Below are 16880 nucleotides of genomic sequence, written 5' to 3' on the forward strand. Positions count from 1 at the left end.
TCGCCCACTATTGCCTGAATGAAAGTGACTTGAACGCCAGGGGAGTGTCGGTATGCCCGGATGCATAAATGATCACGGACGTGGCATTGGCAGGGGCAACGACGTTCATCTCATGGGTCTCCCATTGCGTGGTGCAGTCAAACGTCTCGATGCTGGTGGTAATGAAGTCGCCTTGTTCGTCCATCCAATTGGCCTGGATTCTTCCGGTCGTGGCTGTCGTTGCGCAGCGTGCCGAGACGCTGTTGGTGTACGTCTGCCCCGGCGTCACGTCGACACGCTGGGTTGCCGGTGTCTTGACACTGACGGTCAGGATCTTGCGCGCCGCGTCATAAGTCGCGGGTGACGTCAGGCTCCAGCCTTCGAGGCTGGACAGTTCTGGGTTGAGCAGGTGTTCGTAGTGCGTGTCATTGAGCTTGCGCAGCTCCACGTCACCCAGTCTGGCATACGACGTGGACACATTGAGCAGTAGGTCCAGTCGCGCCTGGGGAACGGACTTGAGGTCGATTACCAGCCAGCTCACCTGGCGCTGGCGCAAGCGTTGGGCAAGCTCCGGTGGCGAGGTCGCCGCGTCGAATTCGCTTTTCCACTTCAGGTTGTACCACGACGCGTAAAGGGCATCGCCATGCAAACCCGCCATCAGGGGCGACGCAAAGACCGCCACGGGCTGATGCCCGGTATTCAAGGCGTTGACGGCGTCGACCATTTTTCGAATGGGCAGGCGTTCCACCAGATAGGCATCCCGAGCTGCCGTGCTCAACAGTGCAGAGAATCTTATTTCGCCATAGTAAGTCGCGGCCTGGATGAAGCGGGTATTGGTCAGGATCAACACGGCGCCGGCCACGATGGCGAGGCTGCGCGGGAAGATCCTGGCGTCGGAAAAAGGCAGGGCCAGGATCACTGAGAACAGCGCGAAGGAGGGGAACACATAACGCAGGTAGGCGGTTGAGTGGAATGTCATGAACATCGCGCCGGCGCCGACCAGGAGGATGCACAGGGCTTTTCTGTTGCCGCTCAACAGCGCCGCGACGCCGGCGGTGGGCAGCAATAGCCATTGAAAGCCTGCCGCGCCAACCCGCCCTTCGATGAACTGAGGTGACTTGAAGACCATTCGATAAAGGGTGTCCCAGGTCATCCCGGTACCGAAAGTGGCCGGTGGTTCGAAGTTGATATTCGGCCAGAGCGGCGAATGGAAAATGGCATTGAAAAACGGGAACACGGGGTTGCCGGTCAAGTACCCGGCAGAGACATAAGGGGTAGCACCGGCCAGTATCAGGGCGACACTGCCCAGCAGGAGCGTCTTGACGATCCCTTGGACGGCCCAGGCCTTGTAGTGCAGCAAGAGGATCACCAGCAAGACCGGCAGTACGCTCAGGGTCACCGCCTTGGTCGCCATGGCGAAGCCCAGCAGGAGGCCGGCCAGGACCAGTTGCGACAGGCGCTCCCTGGGCTCCGGCGTGAAGCTTGAGACCTTCAGGATCGCCAGCGTTCCGGCCATCATGAACGCGGTCCACGCCGATTCTATGTGCAGGCTGCTGCTTTCAGCGAAGGCGAGGGGGGTCGACACAAAGATCAGGCTGGCCCAGCGGGCGCTGGTGGCAGAGCCCCCGGCCCAGAGGGTCATGTTGCGGATTTGCCACGCCAGCAACAAGGTGAATGCACTGTTGCTCAGGCGCGAGGCTGTTTCACCGGCCAGCATATAGACAATGCTGTAGATCCAGTCGGCCAGCATGGGCATGACCGCCCACACATAGGTGGTTGCATCGAACTTCCATTGATGCTGTTGGGCCAGGTGTGACGGAACAAAGAGGTGCATGGCCAACGCGTCATGCCCGACCTCCGGCATGAAGGCGACCAACACATAGAGGCAGGCAAAGCTGCAGATCAATACGTCGAGCCCCGTCTGGAGGGGTGTTTGCGCTGAGCGGCTGGCGCGGATTTGCCGCAACAGTTCACGGCCTATCAAGGTGACGTGTCTACGCCCTAGTACCAGCGGCAACAACAGCAGCGCGGCATACAGCCAGGGGTAGTTGATCGGCCAGTAGGCCGCCAGGCCTGTCAGTGTGCCGAACGTACCGGCTCCCACCAGCAGGTGGACGCTCCAGTCGGCCAGGGCGTCCTGCCTGAGCATCCACCTGCCGAGCACGGTCGAAGACAGTGCGAACACCGCGACGACCATCACCGGCCAAATCTGGGCGCAGGCAATGGACAGGCACGCCAGCAAACCCAGGCAAAGAACGATCGGCGGCTTGCCAGTGAAGACGGTGAGGGCGGCCAGGCCTGTCAGGGACAGCAATATCGTCCAGGTGCCGCTGTTCATGGACACCAGTTCAAGCGTCGAAAAACCGTATGCGCCGACCACCGCACTCGCCAGTAAAACCAACAACACCACTGCGTATTTCAGGCTGAATCTGGGCAAAATATCGTCTCGGCTGTTCAGCACCTCGGTGCCATGCAAAAGGGTGCTTATACGTCTCGGTACGTGTGCGGGACCCAGGATCCCCACTTGCTCTCGTAGATCGCCCGGTTCTTTTCGAAAAGCGCCTGTTTTTTCTTGGCACCCAAGGTGTCGAACGAGGCGGACAGGTGGTGGTGCACGAAGACGTCTTCGGCGCAGGCCGCGCGCATGCCACGACGCTGCACGCGACGGCAGTAATCGTCATCCTCGAAGAACCCCAGGCCATACTCCTCGCACAGGCCACCAATTTGCTCGTAGGTCGAACGCGGGAACATCACGCAGAAAAAGGCCAGGGTGTTGATTTCGAACCACTCACCCATGCGAGCGCGGGTCATTTGCGCGGCTTCGGCGGGCATGTCTTCCATGCGTTCATAGCCGGTGCTGACTTTGGCCTCATTGCCGATGTTGTTGGTGATCGGGCCAATGATGCCGATTTCCTTGTTGTCCTGCAGATGACGGATCAAGCCTTTGATCCAACCGGCGGTGACGACCGTGTCGTTGTTCAGGACAACCAGATAGTCGCCACTGGCCGCCGCGAGGCCCAGGTTGTTGCCCGCGGCAAAACCCTTGTTGTCCGGGTTGAGGATGACGAGCCGGTCTGGATGCCCCTTGGCCCAGGCGGTGAGGTAGGCCGGGGTCTGGTCGCTGGAGTGGTTATCGACGGCGATGATTTCAAGGTTCGGGTATTGGCTCTGGGTCAACAGACTGTCGAGGCAGGCCTTGGTCAGTTCGAGGTTGTTGTAGGTCAACACCACGACGCTGACTTTGGGCAGGGGCAGTGTCGCGATGGCCTTGCGCAAGCTGGCGGCCCGATGCTGCCAGGTCTGGCCCCGGGCGAACGATTGGCGCGCCTTTAGCGTGGCGCTGGCCTCTGGCACTGCGTTCAGCACATCGCCAATGGCCGAGATGAACTCAGTCGGCTCCTCAACCGCCCAGACCAGTTTGCCAAACTGGCTCAGTTCCGGCAGTTTCACCGCGACCACCGGTTTTCCCGCGCTCAGGTATTCATAGACCTTGACCGGATTGGTGGCGAGGGTCAGCGGCATGACCTTGAACGGAAGCAGGCAAACGTCCATGGCATAGAGATAGTAAGGCAGGGTGGCATACGGGACTTCGCCCTCCAGGACCACATTCGGGCAGGCCTTGAAGTATTTTTTTGCCTGGACGGTATCGCTGCCGATCAACAGTATCAGGTGCTTTGGGAAGGCCTGGGCGACTTGCTTGACCAGGTCCAGGTCGAACCATTGGGCAATGACGCCGTAGTAGCCGATGATTTTTCTGTTGGCGGGGTCCCGATAGACCTTGTCGGGACGTTGGCTGAAGAAGCTGAACTCGCAGGCGTTGCGGATCACCTCGACGTTGCGGTTTTCCCGCTTGCCGTGTTGTTCGATCCAGTCGGATGTCGCCACCAGCAAATCCGCCCTGCGCATCAGGGCAATTTCAAGGTCGAGCAACTCCTGGGCAACGTTGCCAAAGCCTTCATGGTGATCCATGCAGTCATAAACCAGCGTGGCGTTGGGGACACGCCTTGCCAGCGGGAACCAGTAGGCATGCTGGACGATGCAATCCACGGCACCGACGTTCGCCCATTGCAGAAGCATGGCCAGGCCTTGGCATAGCTGGTGGATTGCGGCCGCTGACGGTGGAGCATGATAAATGGCCGGTGCGCCGAGCACCTTGAACCGGATCTGGAACAGCCGGTTGGAGCCTTCCAAGGGTTCCACTTCGAAGCCGGGGGCCTCATCGTCGATAAAGTGGTTCGAGACATAAAATGTCGTTTGTCCTGCCCGTGCCAACTCTTTGGCCAGGTTCTGTGGGCGCTGGATGCGGAAGTGCCAGTCAATCACGCCGAACATCAGGATCATGGGTTGTCCGGAGCAAGGCGGTACTTCAAGGTTTACGGGCGGTGGCAGGTGTTGCAACGGGGTAAGGTTCGTTGGCGCCGCAGATTCGCCCGGTGTTGCCTTGCGCTGTTTCAACCAGCTTCGAAGCCGACGCGCCAGTTGGCTTTTCTGCTGGGTGGTGAGTGGCAGCCAGGCGTAGACCCGGCGCGATAACCGATACAGCTGCTTGCGTATCGAATAACGCAGCGGTGCGCGTTCGATGGCGTTGCCCCAGTCCGAAAGCTTGAACAGTTCAGCCTGCTTCGCCGCCAGTTGGGCGCGTAAATCCACAGCCCAATCGGACAGCGCGACAGCTTCGCTTTCTTTTGTCTGGAGTAGTGTTTCGACCTCTTTGAGGCGCTCTTCAGTCGCCCGCAATTGCTCGCGCAGGCGCCGGGTCTCATCTTCTTGAAGTGACACCTGAGTGCGAAACGCTTTTGAATCAAGGTTCAGTTGTTTGATAAGCCGATCTCGATTCTCGATTTCCTTGACCAGTTGCAAGGCTTCAATGGATCTGGATTGTGTTGAGCGAGTCAGTCTGTCAATGCAATCAACAAGACGGTTGATCTGGTCCATGCGGTTTTCTGGTCCTTTGGTCAATACGGCAACGCATACCCGGTCTTTCAGGATCGATGTTGGCTTCAATCAACAGACAGGCCCAGGCGCCAGTCGTGCCATAAAGCATCATAGCGGCTGCGGGACGGGGCGCCATGCATACACACGTCATATGACGTCGGCGAAGCCTTTGCGTGTCCGCTGGAACCAGGCGAACCCTGCGCAGGCAATCAGCACGGAGATCGCCGAATAAGCGGCCAGGTGCTCCCATTGTGGCGCCTTGCCCCAAAACATGACATCGCGAACCATTTCCACCGGCAGCGTCAGGGGGTTTGCCTGCAGGGCGACCTGGTAACTTTGGGGCAGGGTCGAGAGTGGATAGAAAATCGGTGAGAGAAACAGCATCGCCGTGATGATAATGCCGATGAACTGGCCTATATCGCGCAGGTAGACGCTTATCGAGGCGAGAAACCAGGAGATACCCAGCGTCAGCAACACCAATGGGAACAGCACCACCGGTAGCAGAAGAGCGGTTACCGGAGGGGTACCGAACAGGACGATATAGAAGACCAGCCAGGCCAGGACGCTGACACCCATGTGGAACAGCGCTGCGCCGAGCGACACCAGGGGCAGGGTTTCCAGTGGGAACACAATCTTCTTGACGTAGTTGGTATTGGCCAGCACCAGGCCCGGCGCACGGTTCACGCATTCGGAAAACAGGTTGAACACCAGCAGGCCAGCGAACAGCACCAGGGCGAATTCGCTCTTGGATTCTCCGCCGCCAGACCAGCGAGCCTTGAAGACCACGCTGAACACGAACGTGTAGACCACCAGCATGAAAACCGGCGTGAAGAACGACCATAGAATACCGAGCATCGAGCCTTTGTAGCGACCGATGACTTCTCTGCGGATCAACACGTAGATCAATATTCGATTGACCAGGACACTCTTGACCATGGCGGCAGGGGTGGTGCTGAACGACTGCATCGGTGCTTGATCCTTAAGACAATATCGGATGCTCCTTGAGTCGCATCCTCATGGAGGGTAGGCCAAGTGTAGATTCATTCGGAGTTTTTTATCCCATCTGTGCTTAACTCATCCGCAGCACCCAGCGAAGGACTGATTCAGTAACGCCGCAATAATGGCCGTGATTCATGGAAGGGTTTTACCGATGTCGTTTGAAGTGGCCATCTGCGCCGAAAACCTGAGCAAGTGTTATCAGATTTACGATGCCCCCAAGGATCGCCTGTTGCAGATGCTGGTACGCGGCAGGAAGCGTTTCTATCGCGAGTTCTGGGCCCTGGACGATGTTTCCCTGACCATCGCAAGGGGGGAGACTGTCGGTATCATCGGCCGTAATGGCAGTGGTAAATCCACCCTGTTGCAACTGATCTGCGGAACGTTGATGCCAACCCGGGGCAGTGTCCAGGGGCATGGCCGGATTGCGGCGTTGCTGGAGCTGGGGTCCGGTTTCAATCCGGAGTTCACCGGCCGGGAAAACGTCTATGTGAATGCGGCGGTGCTGGGCTTGAGTCGCTCGGAAATCGACGCTCGCTTCGATGACATCCTCGCCTTTGCCAATATCGGCGACTTTATCGACCAGCCCACCAAAATCTATTCCAGCGGCATGCTGGTACGGCTGGCCTTCGCCGTTTCGGTCTGTGTCGAACCCGAGATCCTGATCGTCGATGAAGCCCTTTCCGTCGGCGATGCCTCGTTTCAATTCAAATGCTTGAATCGGCTGGAAGAACTGGCGGCCAAAGGCACGACCCTGCTGTTCGTCTCCCATGACATGAGCATGGTCAAGCGTTTTTGCCACAGGGTCATCTATCTGCGCGCAGGCCGGGTTGTTGCCAGCGGTTCGCCCGATGAAATGGCCGAGCTGCATTTGCTCGACATGCGCGACGAGCAACGCCGCTGGGCCAGTGGCGGGGTCATACCGGTTACGCGCAAGTCATTCATGGGCGGGCAGGAGGGGATGGCCTTTGGGACCGAAGAGGGGCATATCAGTGCTGCCTGCTTCACCAACACCCAGCAGCTTTGCTCCAGTTACCTGTATGGCGACGACATCGAGATTCGCGTCGAGGCGTTGCTGCATGAGTCGATCACCCAACCCAACATCAGCTTCACCATTCAGGAAGCCAGGTTGCTGGTGATTGGTGGCGGCAACTTCGCACTGCAACCGGGGCCCGTTGAAAACGGCTGGCGACGTGCGTCAATCACGGTGCGCTTCCCGGCCAATCTCGCCGAGGGGCGCTACCATGTCACGCTCAAGCTGTTGCATGGCGCGACGGAAGACACCTCGCAACTGATCGAGAAGCAGGTGGCGCCCTTGGCGTTCGACATGTTGCCCAACCACAAGCATTTCCTGGGCATGGTCGACCTGGGGTTGCAGAGGCTCGACCCTCGCCCGGCCGAGTCGCTGGCCAAGGCCTGCGGGCCCCAAGGGGAGAAGGTTTTGACGCAACACCTGGAGGAGCAGCCGTGGCAGGTCGCTATATTCGGCACCTTTGATGTCGAAAACTATGGTGACCTGCTGTTCCCGATCATTGCCGAGGCGGAGTTGTCCCGGCGCTTGGGTTCAGTCAACCTGCATCGGTTTTCCTATCACGCTAAAAAACCACCTCAATGGCCCTATGCGGTGACGTCGCTGACAGAGTTGCCTCATGTGGCGGCCAGCCTGGATGGTGTTTTGATCGGCGGTGGCTTCCTGATCCGATTCGATAAAGTCGTTGCCCACGGCTATGGTCCGACAACCGCCACTATTCATCACCCCACCGGTTATTGGTTGACCCCGGCGCTTATCGCGCAGCAGCACGGGGTACCGGTCATGTGGAATGCCCCCGGGATGCATTGCAACGGTATCCCTGACTGGGCCAGGCCGTTGTTGACGATGGCTCTTGAGCAAAGCCAGTACGTGCGAGTCCGTGATGCACTGTCGCGCGATGCCCTCGGCGCGCTCACCCAGCAGGTCGAGATCGAAGTGCTGCCCGACACCGCGTTCGGCTTGCCCCGCCTGATCGATGAGCAGCAGCCCTCCACCGAGTTCGTTCGCCTGCGCGAGCAGGCCGGGCTGACCGGGCCCTACATCGTGATCCACGCCATTCATGTGGTGGAATCTTTTATAAAACTGTTCGAAGACCACGCCGAGGCGTTTCAGGAGTATCAGTTCCTGGTGGTGCCAATTGGTCCTGTCCTGGGTGACGATCCGTCGGTCATTGCGGCGCGCCTGCCCCAGGCCATCACCTTGTCGTTCTGGCCGCAACCGTTGCTGATGGCGGAAATTCTCAGTCAGGCCCAAGCGGTGATCGGCCACAGCTACCACCTGGCAATCACCGCCCTGGCGTTTGGCGTCCCGGTGTTTTGCTCGGCGGATCTGACGACGGGCAAGTACACGGCATTGGCAGGGTTTGACTCACTCCACGCGTTGCCGGACGTGGCGACGGTCGATCCGCAATGGTTTATCGCACGCGTGGGCAAGGTCCGGCCATCGCCAGCGGCTTGTGCGGCGGCGGATCGGTTGGTCGAGCACTGGGACCGTGTCGCTGCGATCATTCGTCAGGGTAAAACGTCGTCCCAGCCCGTATTGGGAGCATTCCTACAGCATCTACCCAACCTGCTCGAAGCCGCGGCCGAGGGGCGTGATCCATTGCCGGCTGAATGGCCGGTAAGCCCGGTCGTGCCGGAGCCTGAGGTCATCGAGCCGGCGCCGGAGCCGGTAGTCGAGGCGCTTGCCCAGCAGCAACGGATTGCCCAGCTCAGTCAGCAACTGGCCCTCAGTGACGCCAGGATGCTTGAGTTGCAGAACTCCAATTCATTTCGAATGACCGCACCACTGCGTTCCATCGCCCGTGGTATCAGAAACCTGACAGCGAACAAGAACAGACAATGCTAGATCTCTCTCGTCTCACGCCAGCGGCGCTAAAGTCTCACCCGTTCTCATGGGCTGAAATTGGCGGTCTGTATTCGGCCGAGGATGCCGCCGCGTTGGCAGCGTCCTTCCCCCATGATCACTTCAAGACGGTGAGTGGTTATGGTGGTGAAAAAAATTATGACTATGAGGCCCGCGCCCTGGTAGACATGGGCACCCATACCATTGCTTTCCCCGAAGAACTGAGCGAGGCGTGGTTGAGGCTGGCGCAGGATCTTGTTTCGGCCGGCTATCGAGAGGCCATGTCGGAGCTGACCGGGATTGATCTGCGCAGCGTGCCGATGGAGGTCAACGTTTTTCATTACGGCCCTGGCGCGAGCCTGGGTGCCCACCCGGACCTGCCCGATAAACTGGTCACCCATATCCTGTATTTCAATGAGTCCTGGGACCGCAACGACGGCGGTTGCCTGAACATCCTGCACCGCAACGATCCCACTGCCGTGGCGGCCGAGATCGAGCCCCTGGTGGGTAACTCGGCGATCCTGGTGCGTTCGGATAACTCCTGGCATGCTGTCACGCCCGTGGTGAGCGGTTGCCATTCCTCCCGCCGCAGCCTGACGGCAACGTTCTACCGACCGGGGTCCCTCAGTTCCATGTGGCCACCGGGCGACAGCACTCCACTGCATGGATACCCACGTGCTTAAGCTCGACAGCACCTTGATCGACCGCGACGCCGCCTTGGCTCAAAGAGATGCGGCCATCAATGAGCGCGATATTGCCTTGGCAAAAGTCGACTTCCTGCAAAACACCCGTTCGTGGCGTTTCACCCGACCACTGCGCTCGCTTTTCCGGTGGATGCGTTATGGTTTCAGCGCCACGCAGGAATTCCCCGAGACGGCCGCTGCAATCGTCTACCCGGCCGCACCGCAGCCGTTGCCCAACCCTGACGTGGCCCCGGATTTCGCCACAAAAGGGCACCTGGATATTCTCTGCTTCGCCAACATTGAGTGGGCTGCACGCTTCCAGCGACCGCAGCAGTTGATGAACCAGTTTGCGAGCAATGGTTACCGGGTGTTTTATATCGTCCCCTCCAGTGTGCCGGAACAGGGACAGCTCTATCGGTTGACCTCAGTGGCGCCCAATGTTTTTGAAGTGGCGCTGCAGCGTGATGTGCAGGAGGCGTATTACGAAAAAGTAGTGACGCCTGAGAATCATCAGGCTTTGCTACTCGCCATGGCCGCCTTGGTCGCCGATATGCAGATAAGAACCGCCCTCTCGGTGGTGCATATTGCTTACTGGAGCCCTGTGGCACTCAGCCTGCGAGCCACGCATGGCTGGCGCATTCTCTATGACTGCATGGATGACTGGGATGGTTTCCCGAACATCGGCGAACAGCTGCTGAGCGAGGAACAGACCCTGATTGCCCAGGCCGACCTGGTGACCGTTTCCGCTGCGTTGCTTTACCACAAGTGGTGCGCCCATAACCCACGCTGCGTACTGGTCCGAAACGCGGTGGATTTCGCTTTTTTCCGGCAGCACTGTTTTACCAATGATGTGCTTAGCGGGCTTGTCGGCCCAGTGATTGGCTACTACGGCGCCTTGGCGCAATGGCTCGACTATCCTTTGCTGGCGGCGTTGGCGGACAGGCGGCCAGAGTGGAATTTCATCCTGGTGGGGGATGTTTTCGTCGACGATCTGGCGGGCCTTGAGCACAAGCCCAATGTGCAATTGCTGGGCAGGAAGCCTTACTCGCAAATGCCGCTTTACCTGGATCATTTCGATGCCTGCTTGATTCCCTTCAGGCTCTACAACGTGACCCATGCGGTCGATCCGGTGAAGTTCTACGAGTACATCAGTGCAGGCAAACCGGTGATCTCCACCCCACTGGCGGAGATGAGCATCTATAAAGACTTGCTGTACTTCGCAACCGGGGTCGATGAGTTCATCGAGCAGATCGAACGTGCCTTGGCCGAGCGCGACCTGGCCCTGTACAAACGACGCGTGGAACTGGCCCGGGCCAATGATTGGAAAGATCGCTTCAATAGCATGCAACTGGCTCTCGTCGGGCTGTATGAAAAAGTCTCCATCGTGCTGGTGACGTATAACAACCTCAATCTGACTGTTCAGTGTGTAAACAGCATTCTGCGCAATACCACCTGGCCCAACTACCAGCTCATTGTCGTCGACAACGGCTCGCAGGATGGTACGGGCGATTATCTTGAGCGCCTGCGCCAAGAGGTGCCGGCCGCGAAGGTCATCCTCAACCCGGACAACCGGGGCTTCGCTGCGGCCAATAACCAGGGCTTGCGAGAAGCCGACGGTGACATCCTGCTGTTGCTCAATAACGACACGGTAGTGCCTGGTGGCTGGCTGGATCCACTGGTCAGGCATTTGAGAGACCCGAGTATCGGCTTGGTCGGACCGGTCACGAATGCGGTAGGAAACGAAGCGAAAATTGAAGTTTCCTACACCGATATTCCACAGATGCAAGATTTTGCCGACCGCTACACCGAAGCCCGCAAGGGACAGTCGTTTGATATCTCGATGCTCGCCATGTTTTGCGTCGCCTTTCGCCGAGACATTCTCGAAGCGGTGGGGTATCTGGATGAAGCATTCGGTATCGGGATGTTCGAGGACGACGACTACAGCCGTCGCGTGCAGGCCGCTGGCTACCGGACTGTCTGCGCCGAAGACGCGTTTATCCATCATTACGGGCAAGCTTCGTTCAGGAAGCTGATCGCCAGTGGTGAGTACCAGGCCCTCTGGGACAAGAACCAGGCGTACTTCGAAAGCAAATGGGGCGCGTGGCAAGCCCACGTTCATCGCGATAAGCCTGGCCTGGAGACGGCGGACAAGGGCTAGGTCGCGACAAAGGCCATCGCGAGCAGGCTCGCTCCCACATGGATTTTTTGGCAGCCACAAAACGCATACACACCGCAGAACCCTGTGGGAGCTGAGCTTGCTCGCGATAGCGGTGGGGCTGCTTGCATCGATGTTGAATGTGCCGCCGCCATCGCGAGCAAGCTCGGCTCCCACAGGGGTTCTGGGGTTTTCACGATCCTGCATTCACCACACCCAAGCAACCGGCTTTCAGTACCACCGCGCCTCGCCTGGCGGGGGTTTCTCCCACAGGGATTGGGGATTGATGCGATGCCTGTGAACAACCCGAAAAAAACGCTGGGAGCGAGCTTGCTCGCGAATAGGCCGGCACATCCAACATCACCAGAAACTGATACACCGCCATCGCGAGCAAGCTCGCTCCCACATGGATTTTTTGGCAGCCACAAAACGCATACACACCGCAGAACCCTGTGGGAGCTGAGCTTGCTCGCGATAGCGGTGGGGCTGCTTGCATCGATGTTGAATGTGCCGCCGCATCGCGAGCAAGCTCGGCTCCCACAGGGGTTCTTGGGTTTTCACGATCCTGCATCACCACACCCAAGCAACAGCTTTTCAGTACCACCGCGCCTCGCCTGGGGGGTGTTTCTCCCACAGGGATTGGGGATGGGTGCGATGCCTGTGAACAACCTGAAAAAACGCTGGGAGCGAGCTTGCTCGCGAATAGGCCGGCACATCCAACATCACCAGAAACTGATACACCGCCATCGCGAGCAGGCTCAGCTCCCACATGGATTTTTTGGCAGCCACAAAACGCATACACACCGCAGAACCCTGTGGGAGCTGAGCTTGCTCGCGATAGCGGAGGGGCTGCTTGCATCGATGTTGAATGTGCCGCCGCATCGCGAGCAGGCTCGGCTCCCACAGGGGTTCTTGGGTTTTCACGATCCTGCATTCACCACACCCAAGCAACAGGCTTTCAGTACCGCCGCGCCTCGCCTGGCGGGGGTTTCTCCCACAGGGATTGGGGATGGATGCGATGCCTGTGAACAACCCGAAAAAACGCTGGGAGCGAGCCTGCTCGCGAATAGGCCGGCACATCCAACATCACCAGAAACTGATACACCGCCATCGCGAGCAGGCTCGCTCCCACATGGATTTTCCGGCAGCCACAAAACGCATGCACACCGCAGATCCCTGTGGGAGCTGAGCTTGCTCGCGATAGCGGTGGGGCTGCTTGCATCGATGTTGAATGTGCCGCCGCCATCGCGAGCAAGCTCGGCTCCCACAGGGGTTCTTGGGTTTTCACGATCCTGCATTCACCACACCCAAACAACAGGCTTTCAGTACCACCGCGCCTCGCCTGGCGGGGGTTTCTCCCACAGGGATTGGGGATGGATGCGATGCCTGTGAACAACCCGAAAAAACGCTGGGAGCGAGCTTGCTCGCGAATAGGCCGGCAGATCCAACATCACCAGAAACTGATACACCGCCATCGCGAGCAGGCTCGCTCCCACATGGATTTTTTGGTAGCCACAAAACGCATGCACGCCGCAGAACCCTGTGGGAGCTGAGCTTGCTCGCGATAGCGGTGGGGCTGCTTGCATCGATGTTGAATGTGCCGCCGCCATCGCGAGCAAGCTCGGCTCCCACAGGGGTTCTGGGGTTTTCACGATCCTGCATTCACCACACCCAAGCAACAGGCTTTCAGTACCACCGCGCCTCGCCTGGCGGGGGTTTCTCCCACAGGGATTGGGGATGGATGCGATGCCTGTGAACAACCCGAAAAAACGCTGGGAGCGAGCTTGCTCGCGAATAGGCCGGCAGATCCAACATCACCAGAAACTGATACACCGCCATCGCGAGCAGGCTCGCTCCCACATGGATTTTTCGGCAGCCACAAAACGCATGCACGCCGCAGAACCCTGTGGGAGCTGAGCTTGCTCGCGATAGCGGTGGGGCTGCTTGCATCGATGTTGAATGTGCCGCCGCCATCGCGAGCAAGCGCGGTCCCACCAAGAACCATCCCGCCTATTCGCCCAGGACTCTCTCAGCGCCCAGGCAAATCCTCAGCCATCAGGTGAAACGCCCTGGGCGCAAAACCAAGCCGATCGCTGGCGGGTGAATGGTCAAACACCAAGTCCTCGTTCATCCGCGCCACCAGCGCACTTGAAAGATGTCGATAGCGCGGCAGGCACCGCATGATCGAAACGCCCCGGCTTAAGACCTGGGCGGGGAGGGGCAGCGTTCGCTCCGGACGTCCCATGGCCTGGAATATTCGCCTCACCATTGCGTGATAAGGCAACACTTCCCCGCCTGAAAGGTTGTAGCCGCCACTGGGCAGGCCAGGCGTGCTCATCGCCGACAGGCACGCCTGGATCACGTCATCAGCATGCACCGGTTGGCGCAGTCCGGTTCCGCCGCCGATGAGCGGGAAAAAACCGAAGCGTTGAATGAAACGGGCAATTTGCGCGATGTTCTTGTCGCGGCCAAAGCCATAGATCATGGTCGGTCGCAGGATCACCCATTCGATTTGCCGTTCGATCGCCCACTGCTCGAACTGTTCTTCTGCGCGTATCAAGCGTTGCGCCACCTCCCGTTCCCGAGCGTCCGGCGATGTTTGTTTGGTAACACGGCTGGTGGAGGACAGCGCGACGACGCGTTTGACGTGAGTGTTGGCAAGGTGCTCCAGATAATCGGGTAACACCCAAATGGGGGCAAATGACAGGAAGGTGTCCAGCGTCAGTCCGTGCCAGTTGTCAGCGTTTCGCCACGTCACGCCCAGGCCGGACACCTTGGGCAGACTTCGAGTGAAGGCGCTCGTTGCGTGACCGGTTTGTGCCAGCAATGGCAGGGCGCGTTCGCCCAGGAGGCTGGAACCGCCCAATATTCCTATTCGCAATTGAAGTCTCTTATCGAAGGTTCCATGCATGTTTAAGCCGGGTAGTCGCGTGGCGAAGGACCATCAGGCTGAATCGGAACCAGACGCCGATCACCACGCTGACCCATAGCGCTGTGGGGTATTTGCGGCGGAAAAACTTGCGATAGAAACGCAGGATCCCCAGGTGTTTGTGCCATTCGACGAAATAGGGACGCTGGCGACTGCAGCCGCCGAATACATGCATCACCTGGGCATCTGGCACGAACAGCACGCGCCAGCCGGCCTGATGGAAGCGCATGCACCAGTCCAGGTCCTCGCAGTGAAGGAAATAGTTTTCGTCCCATAACCCGACATTGTCGATTGCTTCGCGCTTGACCAGCATGCACGCCCCGGAGATGGCCTCCACGACAATGGGGGTGCCGGGTAGCGGCTCCTTGTGCAATAAAAAGTCGGACAACAGCGATGGGAAAAAGGCTGATAGCCGCGAAAGTCCGAAAGCCCGCATGAAGGCGCGTCTGGGCGTTGGAAATACCCGGCGCCCACCGGCTTGCTCGCTGCCGTCCGGGTTGCACAGGAGCCCTCCGACCATGCCAATCTCCGGCGCGCTATGCAGCGCCAGCAGCAAGTGGTCTATGGCATCGGCGGCCAGCACGGTGTCCGGGTTCAAGAAAAATAAATTGGGAGCCGCTGACAGGCGGGCACCTTGGTTGCACGCCACGGCGAAGCCGAGGTTGGCGGCATTGCGTACGACTTTAAGCGAGTCGCCGGCAGCGTAGGTTCGCTCCACCAGCATCAGGCTATCGTCGTGGGAGTCGTTATCCACCACGATCACGCTGGAAGCGCCGGCGGCAAACGCCGACCTTACACACGCCAACAAAAGTTCACCGGCATTGTAATTGACGATGATCACATCACACTCGCCACGTAGAGATGATGTACTCCATTCATCAATAGCGAGCAGTTCCACTGCTTCCAACTTCATCACTCCATGGTTCAAACCTGGATACGTATGGGATCGCAACTACTCAGGTCTGTATCCAAGATAGCAGGTCCGTGCCCTACGACCAGTTCCGGCCAGGACTTTCAGAAGGTTTGCCCCAAGGAAAACTGGAATACTTGCGTATCAGCGTTATCCGGGATTCGGACCGCAAAGGCGAGGTTGGCGCTCAATGGACCGGCGGGCTATACCCAGTCACCCCGACGCCTACCGAACTGGCCACCTGGCGGAGGTCGAGCCCGTCGCATCCCTGGTATTCAGGTAGCACATGTCGGAGCAGACGCTGCTGACGTCCCAGAACACGTCGCTATTGTCGTTAGCCGAGTCTGGTGTGCAACAGTATTTGGGTTGTGACGTTTTGCTGGAAATGGGCTTGCGGCCCATGAAGGCGCTCGGCTGACCATCCGATCGAAATGCGCGACGCCGCACTTTCATAGACAGTGACCTCTTGCGCAGCCACGTCATCAGTTGGCTCAGGGAGCAGTAGATTGGTCGAGGTAATGGGTTTCGAGCCGTCCGTGGCTCGTAACCCAGCGAAGCTAGAACTTGAACCGCCCCACCAAACCCTTGAGCTGACCGGAAATATCCGTCAGACGCCCCGAGCCGGTCTGCGCCGAATGGGCGAATTCCTCGACCAACTGGGCATCGGCATGGATCTGCGCGATGTGCCGGTTGATGTCTTCGGCTACCTGGTGCTGCTCCTCTGCCGCTGTGGCGATCTGCGTATTCTGGTCGCGAATCGAGTCCACCGAGTTGCGGATCTTGTCGAAACTGTCGCGGGCCTTCTGGATGCGTTCCACGCTGGTCTGCGACACCTGCAGGCTGCCTTGCATCTGCAGGGTGACTTCCTGGGTGCGCCGCGCGAGGTTGCCCAGCAGGCTGTCGATCTCGCCGGTGGAGTCGGCGGTACGCCGGGCCAGCGCCCGGACTTCGTCGGCCACCACGGCGAACCCGCGACCTTGATCGCCGGCCCGTGCGGCTTCGATGGCGGCGTTCAGAGCCAACAGGTTGGTCTGTTCGGCGATCGAGCGGATGGTGTCGAGGATGGTGTTGATGTTCTTGCTGTCCTGTTCCAGCGCCTGCATGGTCTGGGTCGACTGTTGCAGGTCCGCGCTCAGCTTCAGCACGCTGCCGGTGGCTTCGCCGATGTGATGCTGGCCATCGTGTACATCGCGATAGCCTTCATCCGCACTGGAGGCGGCCTGGCTGCAAGAGCGGGCCACTTCGTTAGCGGTGGCGACCATTTCGTTGAATGCGGTGCTCACCAGTTCCACGGCCTGGCGTTGGCGCCCGGCAGCGTCGTTCATGTTCTGGGCCACGTGGCTGGTATCGGCTGCGGCAGTTTGCAGGTCGGAAGAGGCGCTGCCGATGCGCTGCATCAGTTGCGCGATCATGGCCAG

The 16880-nt window shown here is 59.1% G+C and carries 9 protein-coding genes and 3 pseudogenes; 4 read left to right on the forward strand and 8 right to left on the reverse strand.

All coding sequences use genetic code 11. From position 1 onward, the window contains the following. Window positions 1-7: 7 nt before the first annotated feature. The 3 genes from KI237_RS11315 to KI237_RS11325 all read right to left on the reverse strand — a co-directional run bounded on the left by KI237_RS11315 (window position 8) and on the right by KI237_RS11325 (window position 5880). Window positions 8-2416, reverse strand: a complete 2409-nt coding sequence (locus KI237_RS11315) for a phospholipid carrier-dependent glycosyltransferase (protein ID WP_249410720.1) — start codon at window positions 2414-2416, stop codon at window positions 8-10. Window positions 2417-2463: 47 nt separating this feature from the next. Beyond that, on the reverse strand, window positions 2464-4758 hold the full coding sequence (locus KI237_RS11320) for a glycosyltransferase (RefSeq protein ID WP_249410721.1): 2295 nt from the start codon (window positions 4756-4758) through the stop codon (window positions 2464-2466). Between the two features lie 303 nt (window positions 4759-5061). Beyond that, window positions 5062-5880, reverse strand: a complete 819-nt coding sequence (locus KI237_RS11325) for an ABC transporter permease (protein WP_212799876.1) — start codon at window positions 5878-5880, stop codon at window positions 5062-5064. A 184-nt stretch (window positions 5881-6064) separates the two neighbouring features. On the opposite strand from KI237_RS11325, the pseudogene KI237_RS30430 reads away from it, so the two are divergent. The 4 genes and pseudogenes from KI237_RS30430 to KI237_RS11340 form a co-directional block, all read left to right on the forward strand. Next, window positions 6065-7288 (forward strand): annotated as a pseudogene (locus KI237_RS30430) (ABC transporter ATP-binding protein); the annotation flags it as partial. 138 nt (window positions 7289-7426) lie between these two features. Continuing rightward, a pseudogene (locus KI237_RS30435) lies at window positions 7427-8788 on the forward strand (polysaccharide pyruvyl transferase family protein); the annotation flags it as partial. Continuing rightward, on the forward strand, window positions 8782-9468 hold the full coding sequence (locus tag KI237_RS11335; protein ID WP_212799878.1) for a 2OG-Fe(II) oxygenase: 687 nt from the start codon (window positions 8782-8784) through the stop codon (window positions 9466-9468). The pseudogene KI237_RS30435 and the gene KI237_RS11335, both read left to right, overlap by 7 nt. Continuing rightward, the gene (locus KI237_RS11340; protein WP_212799879.1) at window positions 9461-11626 is read left to right on the forward strand and encodes a glycosyltransferase; all 2166 of its coding nucleotides are present in this window, start codon (window positions 9461-9463) and stop codon (window positions 11624-11626) included. Before KI237_RS11335 ends, KI237_RS11340 begins: the two co-directional genes overlap by 8 nt. A gap of 591 nt (window positions 11627-12217) precedes the next feature. Here KI237_RS11340 and KI237_RS11345 read toward each other — a convergent pair. From KI237_RS11345 to KI237_RS30945, 5 genes and pseudogenes are all read right to left on the reverse strand, one after another. Continuing rightward, complete coding sequence (locus KI237_RS11345) at window positions 12218-12547, reverse strand: hypothetical protein (protein ID WP_212799880.1); 330 nt, start codon at window positions 12545-12547, stop codon at window positions 12218-12220. A 1105-nt stretch (window positions 12548-13652) separates the two neighbouring features. After that, the gene (locus tag KI237_RS11350) at window positions 13653-14534 is read right to left on the reverse strand and encodes an NAD-dependent epimerase/dehydratase family protein (protein WP_249410722.1); all 882 of its coding nucleotides are present in this window, start codon (window positions 14532-14534) and stop codon (window positions 13653-13655) included. Further along, window positions 14515-15459 (reverse strand): glycosyltransferase family 2 protein, encoded by a 945-nt coding sequence (locus tag KI237_RS11355; protein WP_212800587.1) that lies wholly within the window; start codon window positions 15457-15459, stop codon window positions 14515-14517. Before KI237_RS11355 ends, KI237_RS11350 begins: the two co-directional genes overlap by 20 nt. Window positions 15460-15566: 107 nt before the next feature. Beyond that, window positions 15567-15786 (reverse strand): annotated as a pseudogene (locus KI237_RS30800) (BamA/TamA family outer membrane protein); the annotation flags it as partial. A gap of 233 nt (window positions 15787-16019) precedes the next feature. Then, window positions 16020-16874 carry a methyl-accepting chemotaxis protein gene (locus KI237_RS30945; RefSeq protein WP_502937109.1) on the reverse strand — a complete coding sequence of 285 codons (855 nt, stop codon included), beginning with the start codon at window positions 16872-16874 and terminating at the stop codon, window positions 16020-16022. Window positions 16875-16880 lie beyond the last annotated feature (6 nt).

Origin of the sequence: Pseudomonas sp. St316 (assembly GCF_018325905.1) — a bacterium.
In the GTDB taxonomy this organism is placed as follows: Bacteria; Pseudomonadota; Gammaproteobacteria; order Pseudomonadales; family Pseudomonadaceae; genus Aquipseudomonas.